Origin of the sequence: Marivita sp., assembly GCF_965656765.1 — a bacterium.
GTDB lineage: Bacteria > Pseudomonadota > Alphaproteobacteria > Rhodobacterales > Rhodobacteraceae > Marivita.
In genome coordinates, this window is record NZ_CBFHLV010000006.1 from 1 (window position 1) to 22,443 (window position 22,443).

General features: G+C 57.2%; 18 protein-coding genes and 5 pseudogenes. 12 read left to right on the plus strand and 11 right to left on the minus strand.

The genetic code is table 11. From position 1 onward, the window contains the following. Positions 1–265: pseudogene (locus ACTG4M_RS03135) on the plus strand (IS21 family transposase); the annotation flags it as partial. A gap of 116 nt (positions 266–381) precedes the next feature. On the opposite strand, the pseudogene ACTG4M_RS03140 reads toward ACTG4M_RS03135, so the two are convergent. From ACTG4M_RS03140 to ACTG4M_RS03150, 3 pseudogenes are all read right to left on the minus strand, one after another. Continuing rightward, positions 382–1,197: pseudogene (locus tag ACTG4M_RS03140) on the minus strand (hypothetical protein); the annotation flags it as partial. A 9-nt stretch (positions 1,198–1,206) separates the two neighbouring features. Then, positions 1,207–1,578, minus strand: a pseudogene (locus ACTG4M_RS03145) (peptidase); the annotation flags it as partial. 96 nt (positions 1,579–1,674) lie between these two features. Then, positions 1,675–1,791 (minus strand): annotated as a pseudogene (locus tag ACTG4M_RS03150) (ATP-binding protein); the annotation flags it as partial. 67 nt (positions 1,792–1,858) lie between these two features. Between ACTG4M_RS03150 and ACTG4M_RS03155 the strand changes: the two are divergent. Further along, positions 1,859–2,329, plus strand: coding sequence for an IS630 family transposase (locus ACTG4M_RS03155; protein WP_439121325.1), 471 nt, complete (start codon positions 1,859–1,861; stop codon positions 2,327–2,329). A 17-nt stretch (positions 2,330–2,346) separates the two neighbouring features. Beyond that, positions 2,347–2,793 (plus strand): annotated as a pseudogene (locus ACTG4M_RS03160) (DDE-type integrase/transposase/recombinase); the annotation flags it as partial. Here ACTG4M_RS03160 and ACTG4M_RS03165 read toward each other — a convergent pair. Both ACTG4M_RS03165 and ACTG4M_RS03170 read right to left on the minus strand, forming a co-directional pair. Beyond that, positions 2,728–3,330: a hypothetical protein gene (locus ACTG4M_RS03165; protein ID WP_439122181.1), complete on the minus strand. Its 603-nt coding sequence runs from the start codon at positions 3,328–3,330 to the stop codon at positions 2,728–2,730. The pseudogene ACTG4M_RS03160 and the gene ACTG4M_RS03165 sit on opposite strands and share 66 nt — an antisense overlap. 109 nt (positions 3,331–3,439) lie before the next feature. Continuing rightward, positions 3,440–4,822, minus strand: a complete 1,383-nt coding sequence (locus tag ACTG4M_RS03170) for a M20/M25/M40 family metallo-hydrolase (RefSeq protein ID WP_439122182.1) — start codon at positions 4,820–4,822, stop codon at positions 3,440–3,442. Between the two features lie 285 nt (positions 4,823–5,107). Between ACTG4M_RS03170 and hemA the strand changes: the two genes are divergently transcribed. The 3 genes from hemA (at position 5,108) to ispG (ending at position 9,277) form a co-directional block, all read left to right on the plus strand. Then, positions 5,108–6,331: a 5-aminolevulinate synthase gene (gene hemA / locus ACTG4M_RS03175; protein WP_439122183.1), complete on the plus strand. Its 1,224-nt coding sequence runs from the start codon at positions 5,108–5,110 to the stop codon at positions 6,329–6,331. Between the two features lie 129 nt (positions 6,332–6,460). Next, positions 6,461–8,041, plus strand: a complete 1,581-nt coding sequence (locus tag ACTG4M_RS03180) for a helix-turn-helix domain-containing protein (protein WP_439122184.1) — start codon at positions 6,461–6,463, stop codon at positions 8,039–8,041. Between the two features lie 108 nt (positions 8,042–8,149). Then, positions 8,150–9,277, plus strand: coding sequence for a flavodoxin-dependent (E)-4-hydroxy-3-methylbut-2-enyl-diphosphate synthase (ispG, locus tag ACTG4M_RS03185; RefSeq protein ID WP_439122185.1), 1,128 nt, complete (start codon positions 8,150–8,152; stop codon positions 9,275–9,277). Between the two features lie 114 nt (positions 9,278–9,391). On the opposite strand, the gene ACTG4M_RS03190 is transcribed toward ispG, so the two are convergent. After that, positions 9,392–10,150 (minus strand): DsbA family protein, encoded by a 759-nt coding sequence (locus ACTG4M_RS03190; protein ID WP_439122186.1) that lies wholly within the window; start codon positions 10,148–10,150, stop codon positions 9,392–9,394. 22 nt (positions 10,151–10,172) lie between these two features. Then, complete coding sequence (locus ACTG4M_RS03195; RefSeq protein ID WP_439122187.1) at positions 10,173–11,510, minus strand: M48 family metalloprotease; 1,338 nt, start codon at positions 11,508–11,510, stop codon at positions 10,173–10,175. Between the two features lie 56 nt (positions 11,511–11,566). On the opposite strand from ACTG4M_RS03195, the gene ACTG4M_RS03200 reads away from it, so the two are divergent. From ACTG4M_RS03200 to ACTG4M_RS03220, 5 genes are all read left to right on the plus strand, one after another. Next, a complete protein-coding gene (locus ACTG4M_RS03200) occupies positions 11,567–12,721 on the plus strand; it encodes a pyridoxal phosphate-dependent aminotransferase (RefSeq protein WP_439122256.1) in 1,155 nt (384 codons plus the stop codon). Positions 12,722–12,811: 90 nt separating this feature from the next. Beyond that, positions 12,812–14,029 (plus strand): N-acetylmuramoyl-L-alanine amidase, encoded by a 1,218-nt coding sequence (locus ACTG4M_RS03205; protein ID WP_439122188.1) that lies wholly within the window; start codon positions 12,812–12,814, stop codon positions 14,027–14,029. Between the two features lie 113 nt (positions 14,030–14,142). Next, positions 14,143–16,695, plus strand: coding sequence for a penicillin-binding protein 1A (locus ACTG4M_RS03210; protein ID WP_439122189.1), 2,553 nt, complete (start codon positions 14,143–14,145; stop codon positions 16,693–16,695). A gap of 97 nt (positions 16,696–16,792) precedes the next feature. Further along, on the plus strand, positions 16,793–17,917 hold the full coding sequence (gene prfB, locus ACTG4M_RS03215) for a peptide chain release factor 2 (RefSeq protein ID WP_439122190.1): 1,125 nt from the start codon (positions 16,793–16,795) through the stop codon (positions 17,915–17,917). Positions 17,918–18,042: 125 nt separating this feature from the next. After that, positions 18,043–18,834 carry a DUF2189 domain-containing protein gene (locus ACTG4M_RS03220; RefSeq protein ID WP_439122191.1) on the plus strand — a complete coding sequence of 264 codons (792 nt, stop codon included), beginning with the start codon at positions 18,043–18,045 and terminating at the stop codon, positions 18,832–18,834. Positions 18,835–18,841: 7 nt separating this feature from the next. Here the strand turns inward: ACTG4M_RS03220 and ACTG4M_RS03225 are convergent, their stop codons facing one another. From ACTG4M_RS03225 to ACTG4M_RS03235, 3 genes are all read right to left on the minus strand, one after another. Beyond that, on the minus strand, positions 18,842–19,075 hold the full coding sequence (locus tag ACTG4M_RS03225; RefSeq protein WP_439122192.1) for a hypothetical protein: 234 nt from the start codon (positions 19,073–19,075) through the stop codon (positions 18,842–18,844). Then, entirely contained in the window at positions 19,072–20,220 is a 1,149-nt protein-coding gene (locus ACTG4M_RS03230) for an aromatic ring-hydroxylating oxygenase subunit alpha (RefSeq protein WP_439122193.1), read from the minus strand. The genes ACTG4M_RS03225 and ACTG4M_RS03230 overlap by 4 nt, the downstream gene beginning before the upstream one ends. 102 nt (positions 20,221–20,322) lie before the next feature. Further along, positions 20,323–21,117 (minus strand): helix-turn-helix domain-containing protein, encoded by a 795-nt coding sequence (locus ACTG4M_RS03235; protein WP_439122194.1) that lies wholly within the window; start codon positions 21,115–21,117, stop codon positions 20,323–20,325. Between the two features lie 271 nt (positions 21,118–21,388). Between ACTG4M_RS03235 and ACTG4M_RS03240 the strand changes: the two genes are divergently transcribed. Then, positions 21,389–21,763 carry a hypothetical protein gene (locus tag ACTG4M_RS03240; protein WP_439122195.1) on the plus strand — a complete coding sequence of 125 codons (375 nt, stop codon included), beginning with the start codon at positions 21,389–21,391 and terminating at the stop codon, positions 21,761–21,763. Positions 21,764–21,824: 61 nt separating this feature from the next. Here ACTG4M_RS03240 and ilvN read toward each other — a convergent pair whose 3' ends face one another. After that, positions 21,825–22,385: an acetolactate synthase small subunit gene (gene ilvN / locus ACTG4M_RS03245; RefSeq protein WP_439122196.1), complete on the minus strand. Its 561-nt coding sequence runs from the start codon at positions 22,383–22,385 to the stop codon at positions 21,825–21,827. Between the last annotated feature and the right edge of the window lie 58 nt (positions 22,386–22,443).

Here is a 22,443-nt window from a genome sequence, read left to right on the forward strand (position 1 = left end):
CGTCCGGGCCTATCCAGCGGCGACGGCGGAGGCCTGGATAGACGGCCATGTCCGCGCGTTTGACTTCTTCGGCGGGGTGCCGCAGTCGGTGCTCTACGACAACGACCGCGGCCTGGTGTCGAAGATCCAACCGGACGGCACGCGCATCCGCGCCGCGCTGTTCAGCGGCTTGCAGTCGCATTACCTGTTTCGGGATCGCTATGGTCGGCCCGGGAAGGGGAACGACAAGGGCGCTGTCGAGGGGATGGTCGGCTACGTCGCACGGGGTTTGCGCCATGGCTGCTCTACATGGGCGACTGAAAACGGCCGCAGACCCACGCCAACCGGGTTGAAGGAGGCCGCGACATATGTCTCGTCGCTGACAGACCGGCTTGCAGGACCGATGCGCCAGTTCCACGGCAGCCCGAGATCGGCCTCGGCGAACGCGGGCTGACCCACCTCGGTGGCATTGTCGGAATACGGGTTCGGCAACGCGTTGTCCGGCGGCACGTCCATCAGGATGAACGGATAGAAGGTCACCTTCAGCCCACGGGCCTTCATCTCCTGGATTGCCTGCACCACAGCGAAGTCAGCAGGCGTGCCGCCATAGACCGGACGATTCTGGTCGTCGCAGCTGACAAGAAAGGCATTCGCCCGGCTGACACCATTCACGGACCATGTCGACGACGTGGTCGATTTCGCGGTGACCTCGACCCCGGGTCGCACCTTGCAATTGCCTGCCCGAAGATCGTCTCCGAACCAGGCCACCACCAGAGACACACTTTCGACCTTCGGTGCCATGGCCTGCAGGCGGTCCAGCGCCACCACCATGTCGGCAGTGTCGGTCAGTGCATTGAGGTTCTCGGGCTCGGACGAGCCGCCTCCGCCCTTCCGGATGCCCTGCGTGGCATAGGCGAACTCACCTGAGGCCGGGATCATGGAGACCGCTTGTGTGAGACCCTCTGCCGTGTCCGGGTCGGCCAGCGGGCGGAACACCTCGAAACTCAGCTGCGGGATGCGGTTGGCCGAAGTGATGCGCAGGTTGTCCATCCGCGCACCCTCGATCCTCTGGGTTGGCGCGAGGGACGAGATAATCCAGCTGTCGACAACCGAGCCGATGGTGGAGCCGATGAAGCCACCGATGGTGGCGGCGCTGACGCCGAGGATCGCGCCGCCAATACTGCCGCCAATGGCGGCACCGAGAACGAGAGTGGCCATGTGGGAATCTCAGCGTTGTGGAAACAGGAAGGCGAAGGCGATACGCCGCCGCCAAGATGGGGTAAGCAGTTCCTCGATCACGCCGAGGCGCTCATAGGCGTGGAGGAAACTGTCGGGCCCGGTGAGGATCCCAACATGCTTGGCGATGGCGCGGGGCTTCATGCGGAAGAGAACCAGCGCCCCGGGATCGGCCACCGCAGGTTCCACCTCGATCATCATCCGGCGTGCGCCCTCGGCCAGCACCTCGCGCGGCCCGGTCTCGCCCCAGTCGCGGCTGTAGGGCGGGATCGGGAACGGCTCGGGGCCGACCACCTCGCGCCAGACGCCGCGGGCCAGCCCAAGGCAAGGACGCAGCCCGTGAGATCGAGAGGCGTCGTCATGAGATCCAGCAACTCGAGCGTCTGCGTGGCACCAAACTCATCGTCGAATGCGAGAACGTCATCACGCTTTATCATTCCGACCGGAAGCCATCTCGCGCAACCGGTCGAGGAGCGCGCCGGTCAGCCGCTCGGTGCCGAAGGTCTCGGTCCATTCATCGAAGGGCAGATTGCTGGTGATCAGCGTGGCGCCGCGCTCGTAGCGCTGGGAGAAGAGGTGGTCCTGGTTTTTCGACCAGCCCGAGCGATTGATCTTTCTGGACGAAACCGGCACCGACACAAACATGACCCGGTCCCATGGCCGGTGCCCGAAAGGCCGGCGTCTCAAGGGGAGCGCACCGTTTCGGCGATGGGGCAACCAGACCTTGATTGCGGGCTTGTCCACCGAAGGGATCGTCGCACCGTGGGTGATCTCGGGCGCGATGGATCGAGACGCCTTTGATACCTACGTCGAAAAGGTCCTCGCTCCCGAGCTCGAGCCCGGCACCGTCGTCATCCTCGACAACCTGGCCACCCACAAGACCGACAAGGCCGCGGCGTTGCTCAAGGCCAATGGGTGTTGGTTTCTGTTTCTGCCACCCTACAGCCCCGATCTCAACCCGATAGAAATGGCCTTCTCCAAGCTCAAGGCCCATCTCCGACGGATCGGCGCAAGAACCTTCGATCACCTCATCAGCGCAATCGGCGAGATCTGCGATCTCTTCAACCCGGAAGAATGCTGGAACTTCTTCAAAGCCGCCGGATACACCTCATGAATAAGTGGAAACGCTGTATCGATGTCTTTGCCCGCTTTATCGTTGGTTGGCAGGTCTCCTCGTCGCCCAATACCAAGTTGGTATTAGACGCTCTTGACCAGGCGCTTGCTGCCAGAAATCCGGATCGTGACAGGCTCACCCACCACAGTGATCGCGGCGTTCAATACCTGTCCATCAAGTATACTGAACGTCTTGAAGACGCCAAAATCGGTGCCTCGGTTGGCAGCGTTGGAGACTCTTACGACAATGCTCTCGCAGAGACGATCAACGGCCTCTACAAGACCGAAGTCATCGAGCATGAGGGGCCTTGGTCTGGGAAGAAGGACGTCGAAATGGCCACCCTGCAGTGGGTCTATTGGTACAACACGAAACGCCTCTTTGGACCGCTCGGATATATCTCACCCGCAACCGCAGAAAGGAACTTTTACAACGCAGAGCTCACGGCTAAAATAGCCGCTGAGTGACGAACTCCAACATCTCCGGAAAACCCGGTCTGGTTCAGTCTGCGCGATGGTCAGAATGTCAGACGGTCTTTCCAGACCGGCATACTGAAGTCCGGCCTGCAAGTGGCTGTCATCAAGGGTTGAGACGCCCAGTGCGGCAATGGCCCCAACGACCAGACCAGCTGCGTTCCGGCGGCCCGTCGCACGCGGGTTCACAATGCGGACTGCATTCGCGAGGTAAAAGACAATGAGTCCGATCAACAGGATCGAAATGCCGTTCATCGCATAGCTAATGAATTGTACCGGCCAACCGGACTGGATCAGAAGTGTCTGAACTGCTTCAGGGTTGTTCGCTGTGAACAATGCGGTGACTGCAAGCCCAAATCCGAAGATCGTCATCATGACTGGATTGTCGTACTTACGCGAAGCTTTCTTGCCCATTTCCCAAGGCTTGCGGTCTTCGCGTTCCTTGATGGGGATCGATGCAAACGCTGGATCAAGCCGCTGGATGCGGGCGTTGAAATCGTTACGATCTTGTTTTCGTTGTACCTGTCTCATGGCGTTAACTATTCGCGTGAAAATGTGTTCACAATTAGATCGCCGTGGGGCCAATATACGAAAGATAATTTCCTTTTAACTTAAGTGCTGCAAGGTCGGGCATTTCCGTTCAGGCTTGTTGTTCGCGCAATGCATCAAGGATGCGCGCCCAGCTTCTTGTGCCTTTATGAAAACTCTCGACGTCGTATTTCTCGTTTGGGCTGTGAATTTGGTCGTCATCTTTGCCAAACCCGATCAACATGGATTCCGTTCCAAGCAAAGATTGGAAGTAACCTGCAACGGGGATCGATCCACCGCTGCCGATAAAGGCTGCCTCATCCGGCCATTCATTGCTCAGCGCGATGCGTGCTTTTTCAAAAGCTGGGTTGTCGATTGACATGACCGAGGCTGGCGCAGCGCCATCGCTGTTGAAAGCTACCGCAAAGTCGCGGGGCAACATGTCCTGAACCATCGCCCGGAAGCTTTTGTCGATGGCGATGGGGTCTTGGTCACCGACGAGTCGAAAGCTGATTTTGGCTTCGGCTTTCGAGGGCAACACTGTCTTAAAGCCTGCGCCTTGATATCCGCCTCCGATCCCATTGACCTCGCAGGTGGGGCGTGCCCAGATCATTTCCAATGCGCTACGACCGGCTTCGCCAGCAAGTTCGGAGAGCCCCACGTCATTAAGAAAAGCCTTGTGATCAAAGCCAAGCGCGTCCCATTGCGCGCGCATGTCCTCTGAGATGTCCGATACGCCATCATAGAATCCGGGGACTGTCACCTTACCGTTGTCGTCATGCAGGGCGGCGATAATCTTGGAAAGAACCCGGATCGGGTTCATTGCCGCGCCGCCATACATGCCCGAGTGCAGATCGCGGCTGGGGCCAGTGATGGTGACTTCTTCTTTCAACATCCCCCGTAGCATCGTTGTGATCGCGGGCACGCGGCTGTCGTAAAGACCTGTGTCGCAGATCAAGGCGATATCGGCTTTCAGCTCGTCCGCGTTTTCCTTCAGAAAGGGGACAAGTGACGGAGACCCCGATTCCTCTTCACCTTCAAAAAAGAAAGTGATCTTGCAGGGAAGGGTGCCTTTTTCAGCCTTCCAAGCACGGCAGGCCTCGATAAAGGTCATGAGCTGACCTTTGTCGTCAGATGTTCCGCGACCGCGAATGACTTTACCCTTCGGCGTGTCTTCGATTTGTGGGTCGAAAGGGTCATTGTCCCAAAGGTCCAGCGGATCAACTGGCTGCACATCATAATGACCGTAGAATAATAGGTGTGGGCCGGGGCCATCTACATGACCGACCACCATCGGATGCCCGGGTGTGGGCCGTTTTTCCGCATCTATCCCAAGGGACCGAAGATCTGCGACCAGCCAGTCGGCGGCCTTGTCGCAATTTGTGGCAAATGCAGGGTCCGTTGAGATCGACGCAATGCGCAGAAAATCCTTAAGGCGCTCGAGGCTGTCCGGGAGATTGGAATCAATACGTGCAAGGACGGGATCAACGGACATTTTCGGGCTCCTTCTGGTGTTTGGTGTGACCGTATCACTGCTTATCGGACTGTCCAGAGCACTCCGATGGGGGCTTCATCTGCAAATGGTGTGCAAAAAATGTAGTTTTTACAGGCCGTTCATTGCAAAGCGAAGTCGGGCTTGATGCAGATCAAGGCTGCGACGGTTGGTCATTCCTTAAGCACATTGTCATGCGGATATGTGATCTATATCCATTCTAAAACGTGAATGCGACACGGGGTGATGGAGAACACCTTTGAAGATCGCAGACTGAAGGAGACGCCGGTGAACTACGCAGACAAACTTGACGATGCTCTTAATCGTTTGCACGACGAGGGCCGTTACCGGACCTTTATCGATATTGAGCGTCAGAATGGTCAGTTCCCGCATGCGGTTTGGCGGAAGGAAGATGGCTCCGAACAGGATATCACGGTTTGGTGCGGCAACGATTATCTCGGTATGGGCCAGCACCCGGCGGTTCTTGAAGCCATGCACGAGGCGCTTGATGCCACTGGCGCAGGTTCGGGCGGCACACGCAACATTTCCGGCACGACGGTTTACCACAAACGGCTCGAGGCTGAATTGGCCGATCTGCATCAGAAAGAATCCGCGTTGCTGTTCACCTCGGCGTACATCGCGAATGATGCGACGCTGTCGACACTGCCCAAGCTTTTTCCCGGACTGATCATTTACTCAGACGCGCTCAATCATGCGTCGATGATCGAAGGAGTGCGTCGCAACGGCGGTGCCAAGCGCATTTTCCGCCACAACGATGTCGAACATCTTCGTGAATTGATGGCCGCAGATGATCCTGCAGCACCAAAGGTGATCGCGTTTGAATCGATCTATTCGATGGATGGCGATTTCGGCCCGATCGCGGCAATCTGTGATCTTGCCGATGAATTTGGCGCGCTGACCTACATCGACGAAGTCCATGCTGTTGGCATGTACGGCCCGCGCGGGGCAGGTGTGGCTGAACGTGACGGGTTGATGGGCCGTATCGACATCATCAACGGCACATTGGCAAAAGCTTACGGCGTAATGGGCGGGTATATCGCGTCTTCTGCCAAGATGTGTGATGCGATCCGGTCTTATGCGCCGGGCTTTATCTTCACCACTTCCTTGCCGCCTGCCGTGGCTGCTGGGGCTGCGGCCTCTGTCGCGCATCTTAAGACGGATCAGTCTTTGCGCGATCAGCACCAATTGCAGGCGCGCATCCTCAAGATGCGGCTCAAAGGGTTGGGTCTGCCCATTGTCGATCATGGCAGCCATATTATTCCGGTGATCGTGGGCGATCCGGTTCATACCAAACAGATGTCAGACATGATGCTTGACCGGTTTGGCATCTACGTCCAGCCGATCAATTATCCGACTGTTCCGCGGGGAACAGAACGTCTGCGGTTTACGCCGTCGCCGGTACACGGCTCGCAAGAGATCGATAAATTGGTACAAGCAATGGACGAACTTTGGGCGCATTGTGCGCTGAATCGCGCCGAACTTAGCGCCTAGCACTTGGAATCAGTGCATTAAACCTTGTCGTATGTTATCTAAAGAGTAATAAAACGCGCGACTCGACTCACCTGAGAACGCGCGACGCAGGCAGCGTGTTGACGGTAAGTACGACAAGGGGCAGCGAGTATGATTGGGCGGAAATCCCCAAAGCTATCGCAGGATAAGGCTGAGGCCAAACCGCGTGGGTTCGATGATTTCGAACTCAGGCTTGGTGACGTCATGCGAGGGGAGCGCGCAACGCTCGGTAAATCATTGCTTGATGTGCAGCGTGAGTTGCGCATCAAAGCAAGCTATATTGCAGCCATCGAAAACTGTGATCCAACGGCATTTGATACGCCCGGCTTTATTGCCGGGTATGTGCGGTCCTACGCACGCTATCTTGGGATGGACCCGGACGATACATATGCCGTCTTCTGCGCGGAAAGCGGGTTTGAAACGGCGCACGGCATGTCAGACGCAGCGTCCTCGCGCAAGAACGCGGAAATTTCGCCCGTGTCGGGAACGACACAACCGCGTGATCCGTTTTCACAACCGGCTTTGCCCTTTGCTCCTGGAAGTGACTCCTTCCTGTCTCGGATTGAACCTGGCGCGGTAGGCTCAACACTCGTGCTCGCCTTGTTGTTGGGCGGTCTCGGATATGGCGGCTATTCGGTTTTGCAAGAAGTGCAGCGGGTTCAATTGGCACCCGTGGACCAGACGCCTGTTGTGCTATCCGATCTTGACCCGCTCCAGACCAGCACGCAACCAACCGAACCGTCAGACACCAGCGTTGAATCTGCGGCAGCTGCAGGTGTGTTTACACCGCCCGCCAACGTTGAGGCGTTTGACCGTCTGTACCGCCCGCAAGCGCTAGACGTGCCAGTGCTTGTTGCACGTGATGCGCCGATTTCCACATTGGATCCGAACAGCGTCGGCGCCTTCGCTCAGGTGGCGACCCAAAATCTACCAAGCGTGGATTTAGAGCCAGCTGCAGCGCAGTTCGCGTCTAATGCGCTTCCACAAGATGGAATCACCGTGATTGCCGCACGACCTGCTTGGGTCCGAGTGCGCGGCGATGACCGGTCGGTGATATTTGAGCGTGTGATGGCGGCTGGCGACACATGGACGGTTCCTGCCTCGCAATCTGATGCCTTGTTGAATGTCGGCGAAAGTGGTGCCGTGTATCTGTCGGTTAACGGTCAAACCATTGGGCCCGTTGGCCCCTCTGGTACTGTGACGTCCGATCTTGCGTTGGATGGTCCGACACTGGCCGCTATCCTTGAGCCTGCTGATCTCAGGGATGACCAAGATTTGTCTCGCGTGATGGCCGGTCTGGGCAAAGACACAACTCAGCCGACGATTGGCCAGCCCAAAATCCTCGAAGACAGCGCGCCGGGAGTGACCCTTGTCGCTGTGCGTCCTGCATGGATCAGGGTGCGCGCGGCGGATGGCACTGTCATTTACGAGACGATCATGAATGCGGGCGACACCTATGAGGTCCCGGTGACCGAAGAACCGCCAACCTTGCGCGTTGGCGAATCCGGTGCGATCTATTTCGCGATGAACGGTCAGACCTATGGTCCGGCTGGCGACCGTGGGTCCGTCACGTCAAACCTCGCGCTGTCGGTCGATCAGCTCAGCCAAGCATATACGGTCGCTTCTATCGAAGCGGATAGCGATCTTGCCCGTGTCGTGGCAGAGCTCGAAGTCCAGCAACCTGCCGACTAAGCGTCGCATCCCACGTCAGAATGCTTGAAGCACCCGTTCAGCGGGCCTAGCTATACGTTTGAATAAACTGTACAGTTTGGTTGACACTTTCCGTCGAAGGAGGGCTGCATGAGCCTCAATCACATTCGCCCGTGGCGCAACATTTACCGCCGCACGTCGCGCCAGATCATGGTGGGCAATGTGCCGGTTGGCGGCGACGCTCCCATCACTGTTCAGACGATGACCAATACGCTAACCCCGGATATCAAGGCGACTGTCGCGCAGGTGCAGGCGGCGGCAGAAGCCGGCGCTGACATCGTGCGCATCTCGATTCCGGACGAAGACAGCTCAAGAGCACTGAAAGAGATCGTCCGTGAAAGCCCGGTGCCCATCGTCGCGGATATCCATTTCCACTACAAACGCGGCATCGAGGCGGCCGAAGCCGGGGCTGCATGTCTGCGGATCAACCCGGGAAACATCGGCTCCGAGGCGCGGGTGAAGGAAGTTATCAAAGCGGCGCGTGACCACAATTGTTCGATCCGTATCGGGGTGAATGCCGGGTCTCTGGAAAAGCATCTGCTCGACAAATACGGTGAACCATGTCCGGACGCGATGGTTGAATCCGGTTTGGATCATATCAAGATCTTGCAAGATAACGATTTTCACGAATTCAAGATCAGCTGCAAAGCCTCGGATGTGTTCATGGCTGCCGCCGCGTATCAGCAATTGGCCGAAGCAACTGACGCGCCGATCCATCTTGGTATCACCGAGGCTGGCGGTCTGACATCAGGCACGATCAAGTCCGCGATTGGTCTGGGCAATCTGCTGTGGATGGGCATCGGCGACACGATCCGCGTGTCCTTGTCAGCTGATCCGGTCGAAGAGGTTAAGGTCGGTTACGAAATCCTTAAATCCTTGGGCCTGCGCCATCGTGGAGTGAACATTATCTCATGCCCAAGCTGCGCACGTCAGGGTTTTGACGTGATCAAAACGGTTGAGACTTTGGAAAAACGACTGGAACATATCAAGACACCGATGAGTCTTTCGATCATCGGGTGCGTGGTGAATGGACCGGGCGAAGCTTTGATGACCGATGTTGGGTTCACTGGCGGCGGCAATGGGTCGGGCATGGTGTATTTGGCCGGAAAACAAAGCCACAAGATGTCGAATGACCAAATGGTCGAGCACATCGTTGAAGAAGTTGAGAAAAAGGCGGCTGAGTTAGAGGCCGCCAATACGCAACAAGCGGCGGAGTAGGGGCAAGCCGTTTCGACGCGGCTTGACCAAGCACATCGGTAAGAACTTATAATATACCTTGGAACTGTCTTGGCGCAGGCGGCTTAAACCGCCTTACGCCCTAACGTTCTGAGGCTAGCCGTCCTGACGCGCCTCGGCGACGATTTCTTGCATAGCTTCCAACGGCATATAACCGCGGATCAGCTGGTCACCCATGATGAAAGACGGCGTGCCGTTAATCTGAAGCGCTTGCGCCAGTTCGCGGGTGCTTGACAGTTGCTGGTTCACCGCGTCGCTGTCCATAGCGGCAAGCACGGCGTCGGCATCGAGGCCCAGCGTGTCGGCCAGACGGCTCAGCACCGTGTCGTCGAGGTCGCCGTTCAATACGATCAGCGCTTCTTTGGCGGCCTCATAAGCCTCTTCGCCGGACACTTCCCGCGCGGCTAACGCGAAACGGGACGAGATGACCGAGTTTTCGCCAAGGATTGGCAATTCTTTAGCCACGTAACGGATGTTGCCGTCCAATTCGAGCAATTCGGCCACTTCCGGGTGCGCCCGGCGGCAGAACCCGCAGCGGTAATCGAAAAACTCGACGATGGTCACATCGCCTTCAGGGTTGCCGCCAACCCAAGAGTACCCGTCGTTAAAGATCGCCTCAGCATTGTTTTCAACCAAAGCAACGTCGCCTTGAGCCTGTTCTGCGGCCTGACGCTCTTCGAGCACTTGCACGGCCTCCATGATCACCTCGGGGTTTTCAAGCAGGTAGGCACGGACCTGCGCACCAAAGGCGGCGCGGTCTGCGTCCGACATATTGTCCAGATCAAGGTCAGCAGCCTGAACGCCGGTTGCCAACGTAAGGGCAAAGACAGACGAGGCGAGGCGGGTTTTCAACATGAGAGGTCTCCAGTCATCAGGCTCAGCGCCGTCCGGCGCGTTGAGCAGCACTTAGCACATCCTGTGCGCGTTGCCATGGGCCGGATCCGCGCGCCAATGCGCCTTCGGCCCGGTTGGCGTGAATGGCGGCATCCTTGAGTCGCCCTTGAACGGCATAGCGTTCCGCAGTGACAAGCGACGCCATCGCGTTCTTGCCGTTCTTGGCGTATGCGACGGCAAGATCGCGCAAGATACGTGTGTCGCTGAAATCGCGCCCACGGGCGGCTTCCAGTGTGCGTAGCGCGTCTCGCGGGTTTCCAGCGGCGAGTTGCGCGCGGCCCAAACCACCAAGGATCAGCGGTTCGCGAGGAGCGAGCCGTGCTGCGGCGGAATAGACTTTAACTGCATCGGCAGCCCGGCGCGATTCCAGTAGGATTTGGCCTTTGAGTTCGCGCAAGAATGGATCGTTCGGACGCGAGGAAATCGCGGCGTCGATATTGTTCAGCGCTCGGCCCAGATCGCTTTGCCGGTGATAAGCCACCGCTTTACGCATCTGCGCAATATCAGGAGTGCCGCTGCTATCTGCGCGGCGCAGTGTCCAACTTGGCGCGCGGGTGAACGCTGTCAGTTTACCCTTGGCGCGCGCGAACCAATAATTGGCTGCGGGGTCCGGGGCAGTGCGTGCTGATGCTCCGGCGACCAGCCCTTTCAGGGCGCGTAACCGATCGCGCGACAACGGGTGCGACCGCATATAGGGGTCTTGGCGGCTTTCGGCCAATGCTTCTTGGCCACGGAACAAATCTTGTACGTCGATTGCGCCTTGCGGATCGACGCCGGCGCGCACCATGTAGCGGACTGAACTGATATCAGCGGAAGCTTCCTCGGCACGGGTATGGGCCAGAAAACTGCGCATGGCTGAGGATTGAAGGCCGATGCCCAACCCGATCGCAGCGCGTCCGCCGCCTGATGCCGCTGCCGCAGCGGCAAGGGCCATTCCAAGCCCGGCTGCGGTGCGGGCGGTTTGCATGTTGCCAAGCCGCCGTGAAATATGGCCGTTCGCGATATGTGCCGCCTCATGTGCGATCACGGCCTGCACTTGCGCTGCTGTGTCCAGCTTGGTCAGCAAACCCGAGTGAATAAAGATGTGCTGCGTGTCGATGATGAACGCATTCAGGGTGTTGTCGTTGATGAGCAGGATCCGCACTTGATTAGGGCTGAGCCCGGCGGCCCGCAGAATCGGCGCGCCCAGCTGTTTGAGCGCATATTCGATATCGGCATCCCGCAGCAGGGTTGCGGCACGCGACGGAGCGGTGCCGATAAAAGCGGTCAGGCACAAAGCCAATCCCGTCACCCGCAAAAGGTGCAGCGTTGTATGATACATTGACGTTGCCCTGTCTTCGCCCCTAGGTCTGCTGCAGGCACCGTAGGAAGAGAATGATGCGGAACTCAAGCCGTGGGGCGGTCGATCCCTTTATCGTGATGGATGTCATGGAAGCGGCGCGTCAGGCCGAAGACGCAGGACGCCATATAATTCATATGGAAGTAGGCCAGCCGGGTACGCCAGCACCTGCTTTGGCCCGGGATGCCTTGACCACGGCAATGGGCGACAATCCGCTTGGCTATACGGTCGCTTTGGGCCTGCCAGCATTGCGCCAGCGGATCGCGCAGCTTTATGGCGACTGGTATGGCGTCGATCTTGATCCGGCCCGCGTGGTGGTGACACCGGGGTCGTCCGGTGGATTCATCCTCGCGTTTTCGGCTTTGTTCGATGCGGGCGACCGGATTGCGCTTGGGGCTCCGGGCTATCCGTCCTATCGTCAGATCATGAAATCGCTGGATCTGGCACCGGTTGAAATCCAAACCCGCGCCGAGGCGCGGTACCAGTTAGAGCCGTCAGACCTGAACGATGTCGAATACGAAGGTATGATGGTGGCCTCACCGGCCAATCCGACCGGCACGATGCTGGGCAAAGATGCGCTTGGCGCGTTGATCCGGGCCGCGCAAGACAGGGACGCGGCCTTTCTGTCGGACGAGATTTATCATGGGATCGAATACGAGCAGAAAGCAGTCACCGCGTTACAGATCAGCGATGATGTCTGCGTGATCAATTCGTTCTCCAAATATTTTAGCATGACAGGGTGGCGCGTCGGCTGGTTGGTTCTGCCGCCCGACAATGTGCGTCAGGTGGAACGGTTGGCACAGAACATGTTCATTTGTGCGCCCCATGCGGCACAGGTGGCGGCCCTTGCGGCGATGGACGCCCCAGATGAGCTTGAGGCGAATATGGCAGTCTACCGTAAAAACCGCAGGTTGATGATCGACGGGTTGCCCAAGGCAGGGTTCGATCGGATCGCGCCGCCCGATGGAGCATTCTACGTCTACGCCGATATTTCGCATCTGACGGATGACAGCCGCGCCTTCGCACGTGCGATTCTGGACGAGGCCGAAGTTGCCGTGACGCCGGGGCTTGATTTCGACCCGGTGCGGGGAAGCGGCACGCTGCGGTTTTCGTATGCGCGTTCGACCGAAGACATACTAGAAGGTTTGGACCGTCTGGCCCGCTTCATGCGTGCGTGGGGACATATCGATTGACCTGTTTCTGACCCGCGTATCCAGACTGTCACATATGGGGCGAATCCTATATGATGTGCCAAAGGCCCGAACAGAGGCCAAGGTGAGTACATGAGCGGTGTTCTGAAACTGGTTTCGGCAATGATGCTGTCTGTGTGGATGGTCAGTGCAAGCGTGGCGCAGGACCTCGGCGCGCTAGCGCGGTTCGAGGACGGCCGCTTCACCGATCGCTGGGGCGGCGCTGAGCTTTGGCTGGACATCAGCCAGGGCGTTCCTTGGCGTGTGTTCACGCTCACGTCGCCCAATCGGCTAGTAATGGATTTTCGCGAGGTTCAGTGGGGCGATGTTGACCCTGCATCGCTTGATTCTGCAGATTCAGTCACGACACTGCGTATGGGGGGCTATCGTCCCGGTTGGTCGCGATTGGTCGCCGAACTGGCCGAGCCGATGCAGGTCGAAAGCGCAGAGCTGGTGACCAACACGACGACCGGTGCTGCAACAATCAGCGTGCAGCTCGAGCGCGTCGATCTGGAAACATTTGCCGCGGCTTCCGGCGCGCCGCGCGACGCGCGTTGGGATTTGCCGAAAGCGGCGGATGTGCCCGTCGTGAAGCCACGCGATCCAAACCGACTTGTAATCGTGCTGGACCCGGGGCACGGCGGAATCGACCCGGGGGCCGAACGGGGCGAGGTCCGCGAGGCGGATTTAATGCTGACCTTTGGACGTGAATTGCAGGATGTATTGCGACGGGCAGGGGGCTTTGACGTGCTCATGACACGCGAAGGGGATTACTTTGTCTCGCTTGAAGCGCGTGTGGCCGCGGCACGCACTGCGGGGGCTGACATCTTTATTTCGCTTCACGCCGATGCACTGGCCGAAGGCGAGGCGCGTGGCGCTGCGGTGTATACTTTGTCTGATGATGCCTCTGACGCAGCCTCTGCGGCTTTGGCCGAACGGCACAATCGCGATGATTTGTTGGCGGGCATTGATCTGAGCCAATCGGACGACCGCGTGGCAAATGTTCTGATGAGCCTTGCACGTCTAGACAATGCGCCGCGCAGTGAAGCTTTGGCGAAACACATGCTGGCAGGCATTCAGAATGCTGTGGGCCGTGTGCACAAACGCCCTTTGCGCAACGCGGGCTTTTCGGTTCTCAAGGCGGCGGATATTCCGTCAGTGCTGCTTGAGGTCGGGTTCCTGTCCACCGACGAAGACCTCAAGAACCTGAGCGATCCGATCTGGCGCCAAGGCATGGCCGCGGGTATCCGCGACGGCATCATTGCATGGCGTGACGAGGACAGCGCGCTTGCCCCGCTGCGGCGGAACTGACAACGGCCCGTGACCTTGCGTCATAGGCAACTGAACGCCGGTTTGAACGGCAATGTGTTTTGACCAATTGGCCCCGTTTTTGTAGGGGTATGTAACTGAAACAGGGACGCGCCGTGACCAGATTTATCCTGTCATTCTTTGGGGCCATCTTCACCCTAGTCACCATGGGGCTGATGATGGTGGCGCTTGGCGTGGGCGGCGTCTTCTGGATGTACGGTCGCGATCTGCCCAGTCACGAAAGTCTTGCGCAATATACGCCGCCAACGATCAGCCGGATTTATTCTGTCGAAGGTCGGATCATTGACGAATTCGCGCAGGAACGGCGTTTGTTCACGCCCGCGAATGAAATTCCTGACCTCGTAAAACAGGCGTTTATCTCGGCGGAAGACAAGAACTTCTACGAACACAAGGGGTATGACCTGCGTGGTATTGCGGCAGCGGCGTTTGATGCGGTCGCATCCGGCGGTCGTGACGTGCGCGGTGCTTCGACCATTACACAGCAGGTCATGAAGAACTTTCTTCTGTCCGGGGATCGCCGGGTGGAACGCAAGATCAAGGAAATCATCCTAGCCTCTCGGATCGAAGACACGCTGTCCAAAGACAAGATCCTCGAACTTTATATGAACGAGATTTTTCTGGGTCAGAACTCCTATGGTGTGACTGCCGCCGCGCAGACCTATTTCAACAAGTCATTGGTCGAATTGGCCCCACACGAAGCCGCAACACTGGCGTCGATGCCGAAAGCTCCGTCCGAATTTCACCCTGTGCGCCGCAAAGAACGGCTGCTGGCGCGTCGGGATTTTGTTCTGAAAGAGATGTTCGAGAACGGGTATCTTGATGAGCCGACATACCAATCTGAAGTGGCGATGCCTCTTAAATCCGTACAAAACGGTGACTATGCTCCGTTCCGCGATGCGTTGCCGCCGCGCAACTACTTCACTGATGAAATCCGCCGTCAATTGAGCGTCGATTTCGGTGAAGGTGAGTTTTTCTCGGGCGGTTTTAGTGTGCGCGCGACCCTGGATCGCGAACTCCAGCTTGAAGCAGAGGATGCACTGCAACGCGCGCTTGAAAGCTATGACCGGTCGCAAGGCGTGTGGCGTGGAACAGGCCAAAGCATTCCGGTTGATCAGTTGGCCGACACCACCACATGGCGGGATGCCTTGTCCAATGTCACCATCGCGCGCGACATTTTGCTCGAAAACCCTTGGTACCCGGCCGTTGTGCTTGAGGTTGGCCAAAACGACGCGCGCATTGGTATCGAAGGCGTGCCGGACGATGAAGACGGGCACTGGATTCCCGCAAATGACGTACAATGGGCACGCAAGCGCAATGACGACGGCTCATTGGGTCGCCGTGGTCAGGTCGCCGGTGATCTCGTCCAAGTCGGAGACGTGGTGCATGTGCGCCGCATGACGTCCGACAGTGATGGCAGCTTCATCCGTTGGACTTTGCGGCAGGTGCCAGACGTGCAGGGTGCGTTTATGGCGATGGATGTGAACACTGGGCGCGTTATCGCGATGCAGGGTGGTTTCAGCTACCAGCATTCTGTTTTCAATCGTGCGACACAGGCCGAACGCCAGCCGGGCTCGAGCTTTAAACCCTTCGTTTTCGCAGCGGCTTTGGACAGTGGGTACTCACCTGCAACGATTGTTGTGGACGCGCCGATTGAAATCAACACTCCGCAAGGGGTTTGGCGTCCGCAGAATGCGTCAAACCGGTTTTATGGCCCAACGCCGCTGCGCACCGGCATCGAACAATCGCGGAACCTGATGACCATTCGTCTGGCCCAAGAAGTCGGCATGGACACGGTCGCGAGATATGCCGAAAAATTTGGTGTTTATGAAGATATGGGCCGGGTTTTGGCCAATGCGCTAGGTGCAGATGAAACGACACTGTTCAAGATGGTGTCGGCCTACGCGATGTTTGCGAACGGCGGTGAACGGGTTGAACCGACTTTGGTCGACCGAGTCCAAGACCGTTATGGCAACACCGTCTACAAGCACGATCAGCGGGTCTGCGAAGATTGCACCCTGGCCAGCCTGCAACCGGGGCAGGGCCCGACCGTACGCAGCAACCGTGAACGCGTGATGAACGAAGTCACGGCCTATCAGTTGACGTCTATGATGCAGGGCGTTGTCGATCGTGGCACTGCGCGCAGGACCGTAAACCTGCCGGTCCCAACTGCAGGGAAGACCGGGACAACGAATGACGCCAAGGATGTTTGGTTCGTGGGCTTTACATCGAATATCGTTGCTGGCTGCTACATCGGGTATGACCAACCACGGACACTTGGCCGTGGCGCCTCTGGCGGTGGCATGTGTGGGCCGGTCTTTAACGCGTTCATGCAGAAAGCTGTCGCCAAATTCGGAGGTCGCGAATTCCGTGCCCCGGAAAGCTGCCAATTTATCAAGATTAACCGCAATACCGGTGCGCGCCTGTCGGATGGGGCAAGCGGTGAAAACGTCGTGGCCGAATGCTTCCGTGAAGGCGAGGAGCCTATTTTTGGCATTCAGTTCGACGGCGGCTTTGCTATGGGATCAAACTTTGAGCTGTATAGCGGCGGCAGCGAGGCCACAAAGCAAGTCACCACCTCAAGCGGAGGGACTGGTATTGTTGGGCCGAAAGCGTCGTTCGGCACCCTAAGCTCTGGTGGGCTTTACTGACATCACGCCTTGTTTTGGGCCGGTTGCGCTGCCTTGAAGGGGCGACGTCGCTGGTCTATCACCATGTCTACCAAGGCCCCAGCATACAGGATCGCCAATGCGCGCTGAAATCCAGAACACTGTTGAACAGATTGAGAAATCCCTGAAATTGCTGGCGCAGCGATTGAATTGGGAAACCGCCCAGCACCGGCTGGAGGAATTCAACGCACGTGTTGAGGATCCGAACCTGTGGGATGATCCAGCCGCTGCACAAAAGTTGATGCGCGACCGGCAGATGTTGGTGGATGCAATCGAGACGTACACCTCGATCAAGCAAGACCTCAGCGACAATGTTGAGATGATTGAACTTGGCGAGATGGAGGAGGATCAAGAGGTCGTTACCGACGCTGAAAACACGCTCAAAACTCTGGCTGACAAAGCCGCCAAAAAGGAATTGGAAGCCTTGCTGGATGGCGAGGCTGACGGCAACGACACCTTCCTTGAGATCAATTCGGGCGCAGGCGGTACGGAAAGCTGTGACTGGGCCAATATGCTTGCGCGGATGTATGTTCGCTGGGCCGAACAGCATGGGTATGAGGTCGAAAAGCAGGCCGAAACACCGGGTGAAGAAGCTGGCATCAAATCCGCCGCCTACAAGATTTCTGGCCCCAACGCCTATGGCTGGCTGAAGTCTGAATCTGGTGTGCATCGTTTGGTGCGCATTTCGCCGTTCGACAGTGCCGCCAAGCGTCATACTTCGTTTTGCTCGGTTTGGGTCTATCCTGTCGTAGACGACAATATCGAGATCGAAGTGAACCCTGCCGATATCCGTATCGACACCTACCGATCATCAGGGGCAGGTGGTCAGCACGTCAACACGACTGACTCGGCCGTGCGGATCACGCACGCGCCAACTGGAATCGTGGTGACGAGTTCGGAAAAGTCCCAGCACCAAAACCGGGATATCGCGATGAAGGCGCTCAAGTCGCGTCTTTACCAGCTTGAACTGGACCGCCGGAACGAAGCGATCAACGCTGCCCACGAAGCCAAAGGTGATGCGGGATGGGGCAACCAGATCAGGTCGTATGTCTTGCAGCCGTACCAGATGGTCAAAGACCTGCGCACGGGCCATGAAACCTCGGATACAAAGGGGGTTCTGGACGGTGATCTTGACCCGTTCATGGCCGCAACGCTTGCCTTGAATGTGTCCGGAAAGTCCCGCGCCGACGCCCGCGCAGAATAGGCGAACGCCCGGTTGGCGAATACCTTTGTTTTGCCTATTCGAGATGTTTGGTCCGCAACCGGTTGCCAAAGCTTGCAATAATGTCTTTCATGCATGGGCGCGAACGTCATGCTTGGGAGGATGGCATGAGGGACACCCCTGAACATGGAGTGCCGACACTTGGTGAAGTGTCAGTGGGCACGTTGCAAACGGCGTTAAAGCGCGGTTGGCAAGACTTGATCCGCGCGCCTGGATATGCGGTGGTCTTTGCCGGGTTTTACGTTCTTGCCGGGTGGGGCATTTCATGGATCACTCTGTGGACGGGCACCACCTATTGGCTTGTTCTGGCTGCCATAGGGTTTCCACTGATCGGCCCATTTGCCGCGGTCGGATTTTACGAGGTCAGCCGCAAGTTGGAGCGTGGCGATCCACTGGTGCCGTCCGAGATCATGGGCGTGGTTCTATACCAGTCACGTAGGCAATTGCCGTCGATTTGCGCCATTATTATCATGGTGTTTCTGTTCTGGTTCTTTCTGGCCCACATGATCTTTGCCCTGTTTCTGGGCCTCAGCACGATGACGAATGTGTCCAGCTCGTTTGACGTCTACCTGTCGACAAACGGTTTGATGATGCTGGGGGTCGGGAGTGTGGTTGGTGCGCTCTTCGCGATCTTGTTGTTCAACATAACGGTGATCGCGCTGCCTCTGTTGTTGGATCGCGAGGTCGATTTCGTAACGGCGATGATCACCTCGTTCCAATATGTGATGGCAAACCCAATGATTATGCTCGGCTGGGGGGCGTTTGTCGCTGTTGTGACCTTCGTTGCTTTAATCCCCGGGTTTCTGGGCCTGTTCGTCGCTCTGCCTTTGCTTGGGCATTCGACGTGGCACATTTACGACCAGGTGCGCACGCCGCCGATGGTGCTGGATCAGCCCTGACATCAGATCAGTTTTCTATGGAGTGCGCGGTGTCTCGTCCCAAAGCGACCAGCGCATCCCGCAAGGCCCCAGCCCGGTTGTCACCGGCCTCGAGCGCAAAGACATAGGCATGGGTCAAATAGAACCCAGCCGCGTCTTGGCTCTCGGCGGTATCGGCGGCCTGATGGTATAGCTGGATTAGCGCATCTGTGTCGCCGCGATCATGCGCGTCTAACAAAGCCTGATGTAGGTGCTGGGTCATCCAACCTGACGGTGCTGTGCGATCCGGTTCGCAGCCCAGCGGTGGAAGCAATGGGTTGGGCCATCCATAGCAGGTGAAAACCGCCCACCGTCGAACCCGGGCGCGCGTCGTCCGCGCTGCATGCCTTCAACGACAAAGATGTCTTCCTCGAATACCTCTTTCCATTGCGCCGCATTTTTACGGCGCAAGGTATCGTCGGTCTCGGGCGTCGCATAGTACAGATGAACATGCTCTTCCGTGCGACCAGGACCTTCGGGGCGCAAGATAATCGCAAAGCTATGGTCGCGGTGCACACCCAGCATGACATTGGGATAAACCGACAGGTATTCCGCACCTGCATCCCACTGCGCATCAAGGTCTGCGAAATCCGGAAAGCTGGCACCCGTTTCGTTACGCAATTGACGATAGACTAGGGTGCCTTGGCCGGATGCCATACCATCCTGTTCGATGTTGTAATGATCCTCGAGCCGCGAATAGCTGTTTAACCCGGGATGCACCCACGGCAGGTGATAACTCTCGCAATAGTTCTCAATAGCCAGCTTCCAGTTACCATTCACGGCAAGCGTAAACCGGCTGTCCGCTCCGCCGTGGTGCTGTGGTTGATCGAATTCGGCCCAACGGGTGATCACATCTGCCATTGCCACCTCGAAATCGGGGGCTTTGCCGGAAAGGTTGATCCAAACTACGTCGCGCCAGATATGGCTGCGCACTTCAATCAGGCCAAGTGTGGTGCGATCCACGTCCTTGTGTGAATTGAAACCCGGGCCGCCGACATGCGGTGTCGCGACAAGCTGGCCTTGTGTGCTGTAGCACCAAGAATGGTAGGGGCAGCGGATAGCCCCTTCGATCTTGCGGGGCTCTTCGACCAGAATCATGCCCCGATGACGACAGATGTTCTGGAAGACCCTAACAGCGTTGTCGCGCCCACGGATCAGCAACAGCGGAATATCCAGAAAGGTGATAGGAAGAGCATCGCCGATTTCGGGTACGTCAGCAGCCACCGCCAATCCAGCCCAGCCGGCGCCGAACAAGGCATCTCGTTCTTCGGCAAACATGGCCGGATCAGTGTAGTGAGCATTGGGCAAGCCCCGCGCCTGTGCGGTCGGTTTCTGCACGTCTGCAAGTATGGGATCCAGTACCGTCATCACTGCCTCCGAACATGTGGTGACGCTGAAGATGCTGCACGTTCCGTAACCGGTCGCGTCAAATCGCGACACAAACGGACGTCTACCGACCCGCGTCACGGCTCAAATAAATGGTGCATCGATCCGCAGTTGATTGCGCTCGTATGTGTCAAGTTTGTCTGCTGACAGAAATCCTGATGTACGCGCGGCTGCGCGCACTTCGGCACCAGTCGTTCCCAAATGTTTGTAGACCAACCGCGTGATCCGCGATCCGGTGACGTTTTCCCGGACGGTACGGGCGGTATAGCCGACCCAATAATTGTTCCGGAAAGATGGCACTTGGGTCAAGTAATTGAACGAAGTGGTCATGGTGTTGCGCCGACTGACCAAGCCGGCCACGCCGCCTTCCTGCGCCAGTAGAACGCCGCGAAACTCCCGGCTAATGGCATCGTTCGGCAACCCCTGTTGCACCATTGCATTCTTGGGTTCATAGCCGCGCAGAAAGGTTGCACCGTCCTTCCGATAGACATAAACCAAGCCTTGTACGAACAATGCGTCGTCCAGAAAACTACGGCGTACAAACTTGTAAAAGCCTGCAGGAAAACTTGTCTCCTGCAATTGTTCAATGCCACCCGACAGGAAATCACTGATTTCTGGATGGCCCAGTAATGATTTCGAATTTGTTCCGATATCAGAAAGGGGCTCTAGAATGATGCGGGCATCGACGTTGAAATATTGGCAAATACGAAACAGAACATCCGGTCGCGGAAAGCTTTCGCCTGACAGGTATCTGTTAAACTGTGTCCGGTTGATCCCAAGATCACGACACAGCGCAGAAATCGACCCAGTTGTTTTGGCCAATTCACGAAGATTGGCACCTAGCGTGTTGCGCAATTCAGAAGGTGTGGGGCGGTTCACGTTTAACGGGTATCACTTTTAATGATTAAATCTTTACGCGCTTTTCTTAGAACAGATCGAGCTTACGGCGTACACATGGATCCAACCTTGGCAATTTGCAAATCACAACAATTCATACGTCATGTGATGCCAAACGGCAGCAGGAGTGACGCTAAACGGCGTCAGTTGTGGGGTGTGCTGACACAAGAATTTTGCCCGCGATGCACAGTTCAGGATGTCGCAGCATTAAAAAAATTAACACATTAGGGCTCTAAGATGGGGAACCTTTGATATGAAACCGCAGAATATGTTCGGTGTGGTGTTGTGGTCAGACGCGGCAGCGCAAAAGGCTGTTATTTGGTGCGAAGACCAAGGCGAACTTGCATATTACACACCAGGTGACGGAAGCATTCATGACGCGCCTGCGCTAGATGCAGGTGATCTCATCCAATTTGATGTGGTCGTGCAAGAAAACGTTCGAAAAGCCCGTAATCCGCAGGTGCTGATGCCATCGCATTCGCCTGACTTACCGGAGAAACTGCGCGCAGGTCAGCCGGATGTTGCGCACAAAGCGGCTGTTACGCCCGTTAAAAGCTCACCAAAGGTCGTTGAATTGTCTCAGTATTTTGACATTTCTGCACAGCCAAAACTGGCGTGCTCCGGGTAACGTTGTCATACCGGGATGATGTGTCGGGGGGCTTTCAGCCCCCAGTCACTTTCATTTGATGTCAGACGCCGCGGGACAATGCGGCAACGCCGGTGCGCGCCACTTCGACGAGTCCTAACGGACGCATCAGGTCTACAAACGCGTCAACCTTCTCGGGCGTACCGGTGATCTGAAATACAAAGCTCTCCAGCGTGCTGTCCACCACCTGCGCGCGGAAGATGTCAGCAAGGCGCAAGGCTTCGACCCGCTTGTCGCCGGATCCTTCAACCTTGATCAGCGCCAATTCCCGTTCAACTGACCCGCCTTCGACGGTGAGATCATGCACCTCGTGCACAGGTACGATACGGCCAAGCTGTGCTTTGATCTGTTCGATCACCTGCGGCGTTCCAGTTGTCACGATGGTGATGCGGCTGGTGTGTCCGGCGTGATCTACTTCGGCAACCGTCAGGCTGTCGATGTTGTAGCCACGACCTGAAAACAGGCCGATCACCCGTGCCAGCACACCTGGCTCATTGTCGACCAGAACGGCAAGGGTGTGAGTTTCCTGCACATCGGAAAACGTTGGGCGCAGATTGTAGGCTGAATGCTTGGTCGAGCCTTTTTTGATGTTCAGTGGAGACATGATCTTCTTCTTTTTCCAAATATGCCGGGGGTGTGGGGGCTGGCCCCCACTGAAAGGA